This is a genomic window from Alloyangia mangrovi, from assembly GCF_002300555.2.
GTDB lineage: Bacteria > Pseudomonadota > Alphaproteobacteria > Rhodobacterales > Rhodobacteraceae > Salipiger > Salipiger mangrovi.
The window spans coordinates 17,814-30,411 of the sequence record NZ_NTHN02000001.1 but is presented as its reverse complement, the minus strand read 5'-3'; the positions used below and the strand labels follow the sequence as shown (position 1 = coordinate 30,411).

Sequence of the window (12,598 nt, the reverse complement as noted above, 5' to 3'; positions counted from 1 at the left end):
GCGCCGCTCTAGGCGCGGATCAGCGCGCCGATCTCCCGGGCCGAGACACCGCGCGGGTCATGGTCGATCCGCTCCGCCATCTTCAGCACCGGCGTCGCCCGCGCTCCGAGCACCGTCCGGGCCTTGGCGGCCACCCGCAGCATCAGCTCGCCCGGCGGCACCGGCGCGGCAAGATCGTGGCTGTAGTCGATCCGCGTCCCGTCGCGCAGGACAAGCGTGCCCGCGCCCTGCTGATCCCCGAGCGCGGCATCGCCCGTGACCTCGACCTTCCGCGCGAAGGCGGCCAGTGCGGGATCCGCGGCCAGCGCATCGGTGTAGAGCCCGCCCTCGCCCGTCTCCATCCCGCCCAGCACCATGCCCGCCAGCCAGGCGTAGCTGAACTTCACCTCGAGCCCTGTGCGCGGCGCCTTCAGATCGCAGACCCGCAACCAGCGCGGATTGGTCCGGACATGCAGCCGCGCGACCTGCGAAGGATCGACCTGCCCGGCAATATCGCGCAGCCCCTCGATCATCGCGTGCAGCCCGTGGCAGCAGGCGTGGAACTTGTAGCGGTTGTCCATGAAGCGAAAGTCGGTCAGCCCGCCAAGGAAGGCCCCGGGCGCGTCCGTATGGGTCTCGACGAAGCCCTGCTGCCCGAAGATGCCGTCGTCCGCCGAACTCAGCCCCAGCGCGGCAAGTTGCGCCGCCTCGACACCGTTCGACGCCGCGATCCCCGCGTTGAGCGGCTTGCCCATCGTGCCGAACTGGCTCTTGAGCCCCGAGGCGCGCGTCGCACAGAGCCCGAGCGCCACCCGCATCTGCGCGTCGTCGAGCCCCGCGAGCCGCCCTGCGGCGACCGTGGCGCCGAAAGCACCGGCGGTGGCGGTCTGGTGAAAGCCGCGGTTGTAATGCGCCGCCCCAAGCACCCGGCCGAGCCGTATCGCGCTCTCCGCTCCGACGAGAAACGCGGCGCTGAGCTCCAGCACCGAGGCATCTCGGGCCTCCGCCACCGCCAGCGCCGCGGGATAGAGGCCGACCGAGAGATGCCCGACGTGATCGAAATGCGTGTCGTCATAGTCGAGCGCATGCGAGGTGGTGCCATTGACCAGCGCCGCCATCCGCGCCGGGGCCATACCGCCGCCGAAGAGCGAGGCCGGGCCGTCGCCCCCCCTGCTCCGCCGCCGCAAAGGCCCGCATCTTCTCCGCCACCGGCTCGGAAGCGCCTGCGATGCCGCAGATCAGCCAGTCGAGCAGAGAAACCCGGGCCAAGAGCAGCGCCTCGCCGGGGCAGTCCTCCGGAGGAAGCTGAGCAAGTGCGATCAGCGTCTCGAGCGGGGCGGCATTGGCGGCCCCCAGTGTAGCGGCAGTTGCTTCGGGCACGGTGGGACCTCTTGTGGTTCGCCTGCATCATCCCGCGCAGGGGCACCGGGCACCAATAGCTCTTGGTTCTGCCACCTATCGGGCAAAGGTCTGACCAGACCCGCTCTGCGCCCGGCTCACCCCTGCGCCGGGAACTTGACCTGCACGCTCAGCCCGCCCGCGCCATCGACGCTCAGCGTCGCCCCGTGCTGGAAGGTCAGCGTGCGGATCATCCGCCAGCCCAGCGACTGCGAGCGTTCGGGACGCTCCGCGTCCTCCGGCAGGCCGACCCCGTCATCGGCGACGTTCAGGACCAGCCCCTCTTGCAGGCCGCCCTTCAGCGTCACCGAAATCCGCCCGCTGTCACGCCCGACAAAGGCATATTTGTACGCGTTGGTGATCAGCTCGCCGACGATCAGACCGATGTCGATGGCCAGCTTGCTTTCCAATTCGAGCGGCGGGCAGTCCACCCCGATCACCACGGCCCGACCACCACCGCTGAAGGCGCGCTCGGCGTTCGCGGCGACCTCCTGCAGCATGTCGCACAGGTCGAGTTCGCTGGCGCTTGCGCTGCGCTGCATCAACTCGTGCGCCTTGGCCAGCGAGCCGACGCGGATCTCGAGCTCGCGCAGCACCTGGTGGGTCTCCTCCGCCTCGGCCTGAGACTTGCTCATGCGGATCAGCGCCACGATCAGGGCCAGGTTGTTGCCCGTCCGGTGGTGCAATTCCTGCATCAGCAGGTCGCGGTCGGCGATGCCCTCGGTGAGCGCGCGGTTCTCCTCGGTGAGCGCCGCGGTCGGATCCTTGGCGCTGAGCGCGCTCAGCGCCTCGGCGGCCCGTGCGACCAGCAGCCTGCTGTCCGCTTGCGCCGCCAAGGGCAGGAACGACGTGTTGATCCGAGTTCCCTCGTGGCCGGTCTCGACCGCGAACCGCTCGGCGATCCGCTGCACCCCGCGCAGCCCCAGCCCCATGCCCGAGGAGGAGGAGGAGCCCACCGCCCCGTTAGGATCGAGCTGCTCGCGCGGGATGCCCCGGCCCTGGTCAATCACCGTCAGGTCCAGCGCCGGCTTGCCGCGCACCTCGGTCAGCGCGAAGGTCGCCCGCCCCTTCTGGCCATGCTCGATGGCATTGCGGCCCAACTCGACGATGGCGGTCACCGTCCGCGTCCGCTCGAAGGCACCGAAGCCCAGCACGTGCGTCAGCGTCATCGCCACGTCGCGCAGGCGCGCGACATCGGCGCTCTTCTCGAGGTTCACCGTGGCCAGCTTCTCGGATTTCATCGCTCGGGTCCCCGGGTGATGCGCATCACCACGATGCTCGCGTCGTCGCGGCCCCGGAAGGCCCGGTCAAGGAAGAAGCCGGCGATCACCATGGGGCTCTTCTTGAGCAGCCCCGGCGGGAAATGCGCCTCGCGCAATGTCTTGAGACCATCGCTGTGCAGGATCAGCAGATCCCCCTCCGCCAGCTCCACCTTCTCCTCGTAGCCATGCGTCGGCCCGGCCCCGATCCGCCCGTCGCGCACGGCCATGCGGCGCACGCCCTGCGCCCCGATCAGGAGCGTCGAGATATTCCCCAGCCCGGCATAGCTCATCGTCATCTCCGGATGGGCGATATGGACGATGGCCGCCACCGCACCGCGCCGCCCGACGAGCTGCTCGGTGATCTTCCGCATCGTCGCGCCCGGATCCTGCGATAGCCCCCCGGCACGCCGGGCCGCCTCCATCACCTCTTCCGCCGCCGCCGCGGCCTCCGGGCCGTGCCCAAGCCCGTCGCAGAGCAGCACATCCGTCGCCCCGCGGGTCTGGCGGAGCTGGAAGTCATCGCCGCACACCTGCTCCTGCGGGTGGCAGACCCGCAGCGCCACCGCGTCGATCCCGAGCTCCGGGACCTCGGGCCGTGCTGTGAAGGTGCAGACCATCGTCGTGCCGCTCTCGGCCGAGCTGTAGATGTCGAAAGTGTCCGACAGGCGGCGGATCGCGCCCAGCCCCAGCCCCGCGGAATCCGTCGAGCTTTCCCCGTCCTGGAACATTCGGTCGATGTCGGAGATCCCCGGACCGCGGTCGGTGAAGATCATGACCAGCCGCTCGGACCCGGCGTTGCGCTGCACGTCGATCAGCGCCCGTCCCCGATCGGCGTAGCGCAGGACATTGGTCGTCGCCTCGCTGGCCACGATGGCCAACTCGTCGATGCGCTGCTCCGGCAGTCCCATTTCGGCGGCATGGCGCCGCGCGAGGCGGCGGATCACGGCCACTGCGCTGCGGTCATCAATCTCGACCCACTGGTTCATAGTTTCACGCTCATCGACACGAGTGTTCCCTCGCCCGGCACGGAGTGGATCTCGAAACCGTGCGAAAGCCGTTTCGCCCCGCCGAGCCCCCGGCCGAGGCCCCCGCCCGAGGTGTAGCCCTCGGTCATGGCCAGCGTCACGTCTTCGATCCCCGGACCCGTGTCCCGGCATTCGACGTGCAGATACTCGTTGCGGCCATCGAGATAAATCGAAATGTCGCCGCCTCCGCCGTGGACGATGGCATTGCGTGAGATCTCGCTCACCGCCGTCGCGAAACGGGTGATGCGAAGCGCGCTCGCCCCTCGGTCCTTCATGAAACGGGCCACCGCCTGACGTGCAGCCACGACATCGCGACTGGTCGCGAGGGGCATGGCCGCAAGCAGGGTCCTGTTGGCTGTTTGCTTGCGATCAATCACGCCGCAACTGCGCAAGCGCATGGGTCAGGCTGAGCGCGGTCCGTGTCTCGGTGAGATACATGCCGAGCTCGACCAGGGTCACCGCCACCGCAGGGCGCATGCCCACCACGAAGGTCTCGGCGGCCAGCAGCCGCGAGATCCCCGCAAGCTGCGCGATGACCCGGCCCACGAAGGTGTCGACGATCTCCAGCGAGCTGATGTCGAGGATCACGCCCTTGACGTTCTCCTTGGCGATCCGATGCGAGAGCATGTCCTGCAGTTCGACGATTTCCGTATCCGTGACGTCGTCCTGGATCGACACGAGCAGCGCGCTCTCGACCAGGTTTATCGACGTGACGCCGGACACCTCAGGAGGCCTCGGTCTTCTGGATCACATAGCCGACCCGCTGCAGCGCGTCCGACAGCGCCGTGCGGATGCTCGAGCGGGTCGAGACCGTGCCGACGTCGATGCCGAGCTGCACCATGGTCTGGGCGATCATCGGGCTGATGCCGCTGATGATGCATTCCGCGCCCATCAGCCGCACCGCGGCGGCGGCGCGCAGCAAGTGCTGAGCCACCTGCGTGTCGACCGTGCCGACGCCGGTGATGTCCATGATCACCACCTCGGCCTGACGCTCGAGGATGGTCTGCAGCAGGTTCTCCATGACCTCCTGCGCCCGGGCGGAATCCAGCGTGCCGATCAACGGCAGGGTCAGCACCCGGTCCCAGAGCTCGACCACCGGGGTCGACAGCTCGAGCATCTCCTGGCGCTGGCGCTCGATGATCTGGTCACGCTCGCCGATGAAGATCTCGTTGGTGTAGATCGCAAAGGCATCGACCAGCCGGGTCACCAGCAGCACGTCGCGGATCAGCACGCTCTGCTCGACGTCGAGCATCGCCTCCAGCCGGTTGAAGAGCGGGGTCTTCAGCGCCAGCACGAAGGTCGCCATCTCGGTCGGCGTCACACCGCGGCTGACCCGCTCCTTGCTGACCTCCGAGAGCACCGCGCGCAGGTCTTCCCAGGCATCGTCATCGAGGTTGAATTCCTCGCCGACCACCCCCGTGCGAACACCCTTGGCAAAGGCCTTGAGCAGCTCCTGGTTCTGAGCCCGGCTCTCGGCGTCAGAGAACAGGTCCGAGCGTTTGACGCCTTCCTTGACCTGTGTGCCAAGCCACTCCTCGACGATGCCGGAAAAGCTCGTTTCGAGGATCGTCAGGATATTCGCCGTCGCGGATTGCGGCATTTTGGACCCCAGTGCTGAATGATGCGGCAGGTAAGCCAATTAGTCGCCCCAGAGTCAATGGCAAGCCCCGCCGCAAAAGGCCCTTCCCCGAGATTCCAAAGACTTCCGTTGCGTAGGGCTGGGTGGTTCCGGCGTTGAGGCCTGCGCGCACCAAGGGGCGAGAGCCTCCGCCCCCGCCCCTTCAGCCGATCCGCCCGGCTCAGAACCCCGCCGCTTCCATCGCCGCGATCACCCGGTCGGGCGTCGCCGGCATGTCGTAGACCCGCGCGCCGCAGGCATTGCGCACCGCGTTGAGGATCGCCGCCCCCGCGCCGGAAATGCCAAGCTCGCCAATACCCTTGGTCTGGATCGGGTTGGCCATGTCGTCGCGCTCTTCGAGGAAGACCACCGTCATGTCGCCCGGCACGTCGGCATGGGCGGGCACGTGGTAGTTGGCAAGATCGCGGCTCACCACGTGGCCGGTGCGCGGGTCATGCGCCATCTCCTCGGTCAGTGCCGCGCCGAGCCCCCAGATCATCCCGCCAAGCGCCTGCGATCGCGCGGTCTTCTCGTTGAGGATCCGCCCCATGGCCATCACGCCGAGCATGCGACGCACCCGGACCTCGCCGGTGTAGGCATGCACCGCCACCTCGGCGAAATGCGCACCGAAGCCCGACGAGAAGTGGCTCTCCGAGGTGTCACCCGCCTCGACGCTGGCCTCCTCGACCAATTCCTCCTCGATGAGCTCCGCCAGCGGCACCTCGCGGTTGCCGCCGCGGGCGATGCCTTCCTGAAGGGTCAGCTCCGACAGGCCGCAGCCCATGCGCCCGGCCAGCGTCTCGCGGATCGCCTTGGCGGCAAGGAAGGTCGCCGAGCCCGCCGAGTTGGCGCCGAAGGAACCGCCGGACCCCGAGGCCCCGGGGAAGCTGGTGTCGCCAAGGCGCACCTCGACCTTTTCGACCGGCAAGCCCAGCATCTCGGCGGCGATCTGACCGAGGATCGCATAGGTGCCGGTGCCGATGTCGGTCATATCGGTCTCGACCACCGCGCCCTCTCCGCTCAGCCGCACCCGCGCCGCGGATTTCACCAGCATGTTCGAGCGCGCCGCCGAGGCCATGCCCATGCCGACGTACCACTCGCCCTCGCGGCGGCTGCCCATCGGCTTGCGCGCATCCCAACCGAAGCGCTCCGCCCCCTCGCGCAGGCAATCGCCAAGGCGCGTGGCGCTGAAAGGCTGGCCGGTCATCGGGTTCTTCTCGGGCAGGTTCTTCAGCCGCAGCGCAACCGGGCACATCTCCAGCATCTCGGCCAGCTCGTCCATCGCCTGCTCGAGCGCCAGCATCCCCACGGCCTCGCCCGGCGCACGCACCGAGCCCGCCGGCGTCCGGCTGACCCGTGCCAATGTCTGCGCAAAGCTGAGCCCCTCGGCACCATAGAGGAACTGCGACGCCTGACTCACCGGCTCGGCGAAGCCCTCCCCTTGGATGTTCGACACGCGGTCATCGTGCGACAGCGCCCGCAGGCGTCCATCCCTGTCGGCGCCAAGGCGCAGGCGCTGGCTTGTCTCGGTGCGGCGCAGCACGGCGTCGAAGACGGTCTGCCGGGTCATCACCACGCGCACCGGGCGCCCGAGCGTGCGCGACGCGAGCGCCGCGGCCACCGCTTCCGGGCCGATGCCCAGCTTCGAGCCGAAACCGCCCCCGACGTAGGGCGCGAGGATGCGCACCTTCTCCGCCGGGATGCCGAGCGAATCCGCCAGCTCCTCCTTGTTGAACCGCAGCATCTGCAGCGCGCCGCGCAGCGTCAGCTCATCCCCCTCCCACTCGGCCAGAGCCGCGTGGGGTTCCATCGCGGCGGCAGCCTGCGCCGGGGTCGTGTAGCTGCGGTCGAGCGTCACCTCTGCCGCGGCAAACGCGGCTTCGAAATCACCGGCGGTCTCGGGATCGTCCTGCTCCAGCTCCTCGCTGCGGGCGGGATCGGTTACCACGCCCGCCTCGGCCTCGTAGGTCACGACAAGCCGCTGCGCCGCGTCGCGCGCCGCCTCGAAGCTCTCGGCCACCACCAGCGCGATCGGCTGGCCGTGGTAGTGCACCTCGCCACCGGGCTGCACCGGGGCCTCGCCTGCCATGCCCTGCGCCGGGTTGCGCAGGAACTCGGGGCCGTGGAAGACGCCGATCACCCCCTCGAGCCCCGACACCGAGTCCTCATCGATGCCGGTGATCCGGCCGCGAGCAATCGTGGCGCGCACCAGCACGCCCTGCGCCGCCCCCTCGGGCAGCCCGTCAGCGGCGTAATGCGCCCGGCCCGAGACCTTCTTGGGCCCCTCGGGGCGATCGAGCGGAGCGCCAACGATGCCCTGTCCGGTCTCGTCGAGAAGGCGCGGCTGCGCCTCGTTCATGCGGAAGGTCTTGGTCATGCCGGGATCCTCGCGGTGCTGGCGCCTGTCGCGGTTTCGGCCAGTCCGGTGGCCTCGCGCAGCGCGGCGATCAGGGTGCGCCGCAACAGCGGCTTCTTGAACTCTGTGTCGGGATGGCACTGCGCCTGCGCGACCAGTACATCGGCGGCATTGCCGAAAGCCTCATCACCCGGGGCCGCCCCGACCAGCGCCTGATCCACCTCCGGGTCGGTCCAGGGCCTCGGCGCGACGCCGCCAAAGGCCAGCGAGGCCGAGCCGATGCGATCCCCGTCCATCTGCACCACGGCAGCCACAGAGACCAACGCGAAGGCATAGGAGGCGCGGTCGCGCACCTTGCTGTAGACCTGCCGCGTCTCCGCCATCGGCGCCGGCAGCCGCACGGCAGTGATGATCTCGCCCGGCGCCAGCACGGTCTCCAGGTCAGGCCGGTCGCCGGGGAGCCGGTAAAGCTCGGTCACCGGCAGGCGCCGCGTCTCACCCTCCTTCGAACGGATCTCCACCTCGGCCCGCAGCGCCGTCAGTGCCACCGCCATGTCCGAGGGATGCGCCGCAAGGCAATGCTCGGATGTGCCGAAGATCGCCAGCATGCGCCCCACGCCCTCTTGCGCCGCGCAGCCTTCGCCGGGGCTGCGCTTGTTGCAGGCCATGGCGGTGTCGTAGAAATACGGGCATCGCGTGCGCTGCAGCAGGTTGCCACCGGTGGTGGCCTTGTTGCGGATCTGCGCCGAGGCGCCCGCCAGAATGGCGCGCGACAGCAGCGGCCAGCCGCTGCGGATGCGCCCATCCGCCGCCAGCTCGGAATTGGTCGCCAAGGCGCCGATGCGCAGGCCCTCCCCGTCATCCGAGATCCCCTGCAGCTCGCCGATCCGCGAGATGTCGACCAGCCGCGCCGGGGACATCACCTGGATTTTCATCAGGTCGAGCAGGTTGGTGCCCCCGGCGACGACGCTCGCGCCCTCGCCGATCTGCCCCGCGGCACCCGAAAGCGTCTCGGCCCGGCTGTACTCGAAGTCCCTCATGACTTCACCTCCGCGGCCATGGCGATGGCCTCGCGGATCAGCGGATAAGCCGAGCAGCGGCAGAGGTTGCCGCTCATCCGCTCGGCGATCTCGGCGTCATCCAGCGGCATCTCCCCCTCCAGCGAGGCCGAGGCGAACGACGGGTCCCCCGCCCGCAGCTCCTCGAGCATCGCGGTGGCCGAGACGATCTGCCCCGGCGTGCAGAAGCCGCACTGGTAGCCGTCCTTGGCGACAAAGGCCTTCTGCAGCGCGTTCAGCGCCTCGGGGCTGCCGAGCCCCTCGATGGTGGTCACCTCGTCGCCCTCGTGCATGGCGGCGAGGCAGAGGCAGGAGTTCACCCGCTTGCCGTTGAGCAGAACCGTGCAGGCGCCGCATTGGCCATGGTCGCAGCCCTTCTTGGTGCCGGTCAGCCCGAGCTGGTCTCTCAGGGCGTCGAGAAGGGTGGTGCGCGTATCGTGCTCGACCTCGCGGGCCTCGCCGTTCACCGTGAATCGTGTCCGCATGTGGCTCTCTTGCTTGAAGGTGGCGTGGGCTTGGGCGATGGGCATCGCCCCTCCCTCCAACGGCTCGCACGGCGGACGGGTTCCTTCCTGCCGGTTCAGCTCCCAGCACGATCGCGGAGCACCGCCACCGCCTGCGCCTCGACGGTGAAGCTGCCGCCGGGCGCCTCGGCGCAGCTCACCTCCGCGCGCGCGGTGTCGAGAATCAGCTCCCAGCTGCCCTCGGGCAGCGTGAAGGTGCAGGCCTCGCCGCCGTTGACCAGGATCAGCAGGTCCGGACACTCCTCCTGATGGTGCCGCAGGCCAAAGGCATAGAGCCCCGCATCGCCCCAGTCCTTCGCCGACATCTGCCACCCCTCGGGATGCAGCCAGACGCTCTCGGTGGCCTCGGGGCGCGGCCAGAAGCCATAGGGCGCAAGATGGCCGCGCCACTCGCGGCGCAGCGCGGTCAGCGCCGAGACCGTACCGACCAGCTCCGGCCGGGCCGCCTCCCAGTCGATCCATGTGGTCTCATTGTCCTGGCAATAGGCGTTGTTGTTGCCGCCCTGCGTCTGGCCCATCTCGTCACCCGCCAGCAGCATCGGCACGCCGTGCGAGACGAAGAGCGTCGCCAGCAGGCCCTTCACCCGTCGCACCCGGGCGGCCTCGATGCCGACATCGTCGGTTGTTCCCTCATGGCCCATGTTGTCCGAGAGGTTGTTGCCGTGGCCATCGCGCCCATCCTCGCCATTGGCCTCGTTGTGCTTGTCGTTGAACGACACCGTGTCCCACAGGGTGAACCCGTCATGCGCGGCGATGAAATTCACCGAGGAGGTCGCCGGCCGGTGCGAATGGTCGAACTGCACCGGGCTGCCCATCAGCCGCTCCGAAAGGGCCGACAGCTTGCCCGGCTCGCGCCGCCAGAAGCTGCGCACGTCATCGCGGAACTTGTCGTTCCACTCGCGGAAGGGCCAGGGGAAGCCGCCAACCTGGTAGCCGCCCTCGCCCACGTCCCAGGGCTCGGCGATCAGCTTGACCTGGCTCAGCACCGGGTCCTGCCGGATTGCGTTGAAGAACGCCCCCTCGCGCTCGAACCCCTCGGGCTCGCGCGCCAGCGTCGAGGCCAGGTCGAAGCGGAAGCCGTCGACGTGAAACGCCTCGACCCAGTAGCGCAGGCTGTCCATCACCATGCGCAGCACCATCGGGTGCGCCACGTTGAGCGTGTTGCCGGTGCCGGTGGTGTCGAACCCGTGGCGCCGGTTCTCGGGCGACAGCAGGTAGTAGCTGGCGTTGTCGATGCCCTTGAACGACAGCGTCGGGCCAAGCTCGTTGCCCTCGGCGGTGTGGTTGTAGACGACGTCGAGGATCACCTCGATCCCGGCGGCGTGGAAGCGCTTCACCGCGGCGCGCACCTCGCCCACGTCCTCGGTGGCAAGATAGCTGCGGTTGGGCGCGAAGAAGCCGAGCGTGTTGTAGCCCCAGTAGTTGCGCAGCCCCTTCTCGATCAGATGGCGGTCCTGCACCATGGCGTGGACCGGCAAGAGCTCGATCGTCGTGACCCCGAGTTTCTGCAGGTGCTCGATGATCGGCGCCGAGGCCAGCGCGCGGAAGGTCCCCCGATCGGCCTGCACCACGCCCGGATGACGCATGGTCAGCCCCTTCACATGGGCTTCGTAGATCACCGTGTCCTGCCAGCGCACCTGCGGCGCGGCATCCGCCTCCCAGTCGAAGACCGGGTCGGCGACCACCGCCTTGGGCATGAAGGGCGCGCTGTCGCGGGTGTCGAGCTCGAGGTCCGAACCGCCCACCGGGTAGCCGTAAAGCGCATCGTCCCAGATCAGCTTCCCGCGCGCAGCCATGGCATAGGGATCAAGCAGCAGCTTGTGCGGGTTGAAGCGGTGCCCCTCCTCGGGATTGAACGGCCCGTGCACCCGGTAGCCATAGGCCTGCCCCGGCCCCAGATCGGGGCAATAGCCGAAGAAGATGCCGCCCTCGGCGCGCGGCAGCTCCAGCCGCGCCATCTCCTCCTCCCCCGCCGCATCGAAGAGACACAGCTCCACCGCCTCGGCATGGTCCGAGAAGAGGGCGAAATTGGTGCCCTCGTCGTCGCAGCGGGCGCCCAGCTGGTCCGGACGCGAGCGCGCGGGGTCGATGGTCACGTCACGGGGGTCGATCATCTCAGCTCTCCACGGCCGGGGCAGCGGCCATCTGCGGCGGGTGCCGGAACAGGGCGCGCGCGGCGGGACGCCGCAGCGCCGTTTCCCGCCGGCTCATCATCTCGGCGGTGATAAGCAGTGTGCCACCGCTGCTGCGACGGAACCAGCGGGCATCCTCCTCGGCATCGATCCCGGCGTGGAATCCGTCGGGCAGGCGCACGCCCGGGCCGACGATGGTGTCACGCAGGTGGCAGCGGCGCCCCACCAAGGCACCCGGCAGCAGCACGCTGCCCTCGAGCGCGCTGTCGCGGGCAAAGGTCACCGGCCGGCGCATGGTCGGCGGCAGCGGCACCGGCAGCTCGACCCCGGCAAAGTCGAGCTGGCTGCGGCGATAGGCGTCCAGCGTGCCGACGTCGCGCCAATAGGCCCCCTGCCCCGGCGCGGTCTTCGGCATCCGCCAGACCGACAGCTCGCCCGCATCCATCGCCATCGGCAGGATGTCATGGCCGAAATCGTGGCGCGTCTCCTCCCGCTCGGCATCCGCGCGCAGCGCGGCCTTCAGCCAGATCCAGTCGAAGACGTATAGTCCCGCCGAGGCCAACGCCTGCTCCGGGTCGTCGCGCATGGGGGTTGGCCGCGCGGGCTTCTCGGCAAAGCCGATCACCCGCCCGTCCGGCCCCTCCTCGAAGACCCCGAAGCCGCGCGCCTCGTGCCGCGGCACCGCGGTGGCAACCACGGTTGCGGCGCGGCCCTGCGCGCGGTGGTGCGCCAGCAGCGCCCGCAGGTCGAGGTCCAGAACGTGGTCACCCGAGAGGATCATCACCTCGCGCGGCGCATGGGCATCAAGCAGCGTCGCCGTCTGCCGCACCGCATCGGCGGTGCCGCGATAGCCGCAGGGACCAAGCGCGGCGCCGTCACGCTGCAGGATACCCCGCGGGAAGTGATGCGCCCAGCGGTCCTCGAGGTGGCGCGACAGGTCGCGCGGCCGGTACTGGGTGGCGACGAACAGGCTCGGGAACCCGGCCCGCGCCAGCGCGGCGAGAATGAAATCGACGATCCGCCCCTCGCCCGAGCCAAAGGCCACCGCCGGCTTGCACTGCCGGTCGGTCAGCTCGTGCAGGCGCGAGCCACGCCCCCCCCGCAAGCAGCACCGGCATGCAGCGCTCGACGCGAAGGTCATGGAGATCGGGAAGGTCGGAAATTCGGATGCTCGGCTGAGCAGAGGAACTACGCATCTCAAGAGGCCCCATCAGGTCATGACACAGCCCCATGCGCGGCGCCCCGA

General features: G+C 69.3%; 12 protein-coding genes. All 12 read right to left on the bottom strand.

Features of this window, described 5'->3' with window-relative positions:
- Positions 1-8 precede the first annotated feature (8 nt).
- The 12 genes from CLG85_RS00130 to CLG85_RS00075 all read right to left on the bottom strand — a co-directional run bounded on the left by CLG85_RS00130 (position 9) and on the right by CLG85_RS00075 (position 12,457).
- The gene (locus CLG85_RS00130) at positions 9-1,112 is read right to left on the bottom strand and encodes an MmgE/PrpD family protein (RefSeq protein WP_260348106.1); all 1,104 of its coding nucleotides are present in this window, start codon (positions 1,110-1,112) and stop codon (positions 9-11) included.
- Positions 1,051-1,359, bottom strand: coding sequence for an MmgE/PrpD family protein (locus tag CLG85_RS00125; protein WP_260348105.1), 309 nt, complete (start codon positions 1,357-1,359; stop codon positions 1,051-1,053). Before CLG85_RS00125 ends, CLG85_RS00130 begins: the two co-directional genes overlap by 62 nt.
- A 116-nt stretch (positions 1,360-1,475) precedes the next feature.
- Complete coding sequence (locus CLG85_RS00120; protein WP_095883086.1) at positions 1,476-2,618, bottom strand: sensor histidine kinase; 1,143 nt, start codon at positions 2,616-2,618, stop codon at positions 1,476-1,478.
- Complete coding sequence (locus CLG85_RS00115) at positions 2,615-3,625, bottom strand: ATP-binding SpoIIE family protein phosphatase (protein WP_095883085.1); 1,011 nt, start codon at positions 3,623-3,625, stop codon at positions 2,615-2,617. The genes CLG85_RS00120 and CLG85_RS00115 overlap by 4 nt, the downstream gene beginning before the upstream one ends.
- Complete coding sequence (locus CLG85_RS00110; protein WP_235865441.1) at positions 3,622-4,041, bottom strand: ATP-binding protein; 420 nt, start codon at positions 4,039-4,041, stop codon at positions 3,622-3,624. Before CLG85_RS00110 ends, CLG85_RS00115 begins: the two co-directional genes overlap by 4 nt.
- On the bottom strand, positions 4,034-4,387 hold the full coding sequence (locus CLG85_RS00105; RefSeq protein WP_095883083.1) for an STAS domain-containing protein: 354 nt from the start codon (positions 4,385-4,387) through the stop codon (positions 4,034-4,036). Before CLG85_RS00105 ends, CLG85_RS00110 begins: the two co-directional genes overlap by 8 nt.
- A gap of 1 nt (position 4,388) precedes the next feature.
- The gene (locus CLG85_RS00100) at positions 4,389-5,264 is read right to left on the bottom strand and encodes an STAS domain-containing protein (RefSeq protein WP_095883082.1); all 876 of its coding nucleotides are present in this window, start codon (positions 5,262-5,264) and stop codon (positions 4,389-4,391) included.
- 199 nt (positions 5,265-5,463) lie between these two features.
- Complete coding sequence (locus tag CLG85_RS00095; RefSeq protein WP_095883081.1) at positions 5,464-7,659, bottom strand: xanthine dehydrogenase family protein molybdopterin-binding subunit; 2,196 nt, start codon at positions 7,657-7,659, stop codon at positions 5,464-5,466.
- A complete protein-coding gene (locus CLG85_RS00090) occupies positions 7,656-8,678 on the bottom strand; it encodes an FAD binding domain-containing protein (RefSeq protein ID WP_095883080.1) in 1,023 nt (340 codons plus the stop codon). Before CLG85_RS00090 ends, CLG85_RS00095 begins: the two co-directional genes overlap by 4 nt.
- Positions 8,675-9,181: a 2Fe-2S iron-sulfur cluster-binding protein gene (locus tag CLG85_RS00085; protein WP_095883099.1), complete on the bottom strand. Its 507-nt coding sequence runs from the start codon at positions 9,179-9,181 to the stop codon at positions 8,675-8,677. The genes CLG85_RS00090 and CLG85_RS00085 overlap by 4 nt, the downstream gene beginning before the upstream one ends.
- A 95-nt stretch (positions 9,182-9,276) precedes the next feature.
- Positions 9,277-11,334, bottom strand: coding sequence for a glycogen debranching protein GlgX (gene glgX / locus CLG85_RS00080; protein ID WP_095883098.1), 2,058 nt, complete (start codon positions 11,332-11,334; stop codon positions 9,277-9,279).
- A 1-nt stretch (position 11,335) separates the two neighbouring features.
- A complete protein-coding gene (locus tag CLG85_RS00075; RefSeq protein WP_260348099.1) occupies positions 11,336-12,457 on the bottom strand; it encodes a sugar phosphate nucleotidyltransferase in 1,122 nt (373 codons plus the stop codon).
- Between the last annotated feature and the right edge of the window lie 141 nt (positions 12,458-12,598).

Bases quoted from the DNA above. Each gene is read 5' to 3' on its own strand.
- CLG85_RS00130 (WP_260348106.1), bottom strand. From the start codon at position 1,112: ATGGCCCCGGCGCGGATGGCGGCGCTGGTCAATGGCACCACCTCGCAT.
- CLG85_RS00120 (WP_095883086.1), bottom strand. From the start codon at position 2,618: ATGAAATCCGAGAAGCTGGCCACGGTGAACCTCGAGAAGAGCGCCGAT.
- CLG85_RS00115 (WP_095883085.1), bottom strand. From the start codon at position 3,625: ATGAACCAGTGGGTCGAGATTGATGACCGCAGCGCAGTGGCCGTGATC.
- CLG85_RS00100 (WP_095883082.1), bottom strand. From the start codon at position 5,264: ATGCCGCAATCCGCGACGGCGAATATCCTGACGATCCTCGAAACGAGC.
- CLG85_RS00095 (WP_095883081.1), bottom strand. From the start codon at position 7,659: ATGACCAAGACCTTCCGCATGAACGAGGCGCAGCCGCGCCTTCTCGAC.
- CLG85_RS00090 (WP_095883080.1), bottom strand. From the start codon at position 8,678: ATGAGGGACTTCGAGTACAGCCGGGCCGAGACGCTTTCGGGTGCCGCG.
- CLG85_RS00085 (WP_095883099.1), bottom strand. From the start codon at position 9,181: ATGCGGACACGATTCACGGTGAACGGCGAGGCCCGCGAGGTCGAGCAC.
- glgX (WP_095883098.1), bottom strand. From the start codon at position 11,334: ATGATCGACCCCCGTGACGTGACCATCGACCCCGCGCGCTCGCGTCCG.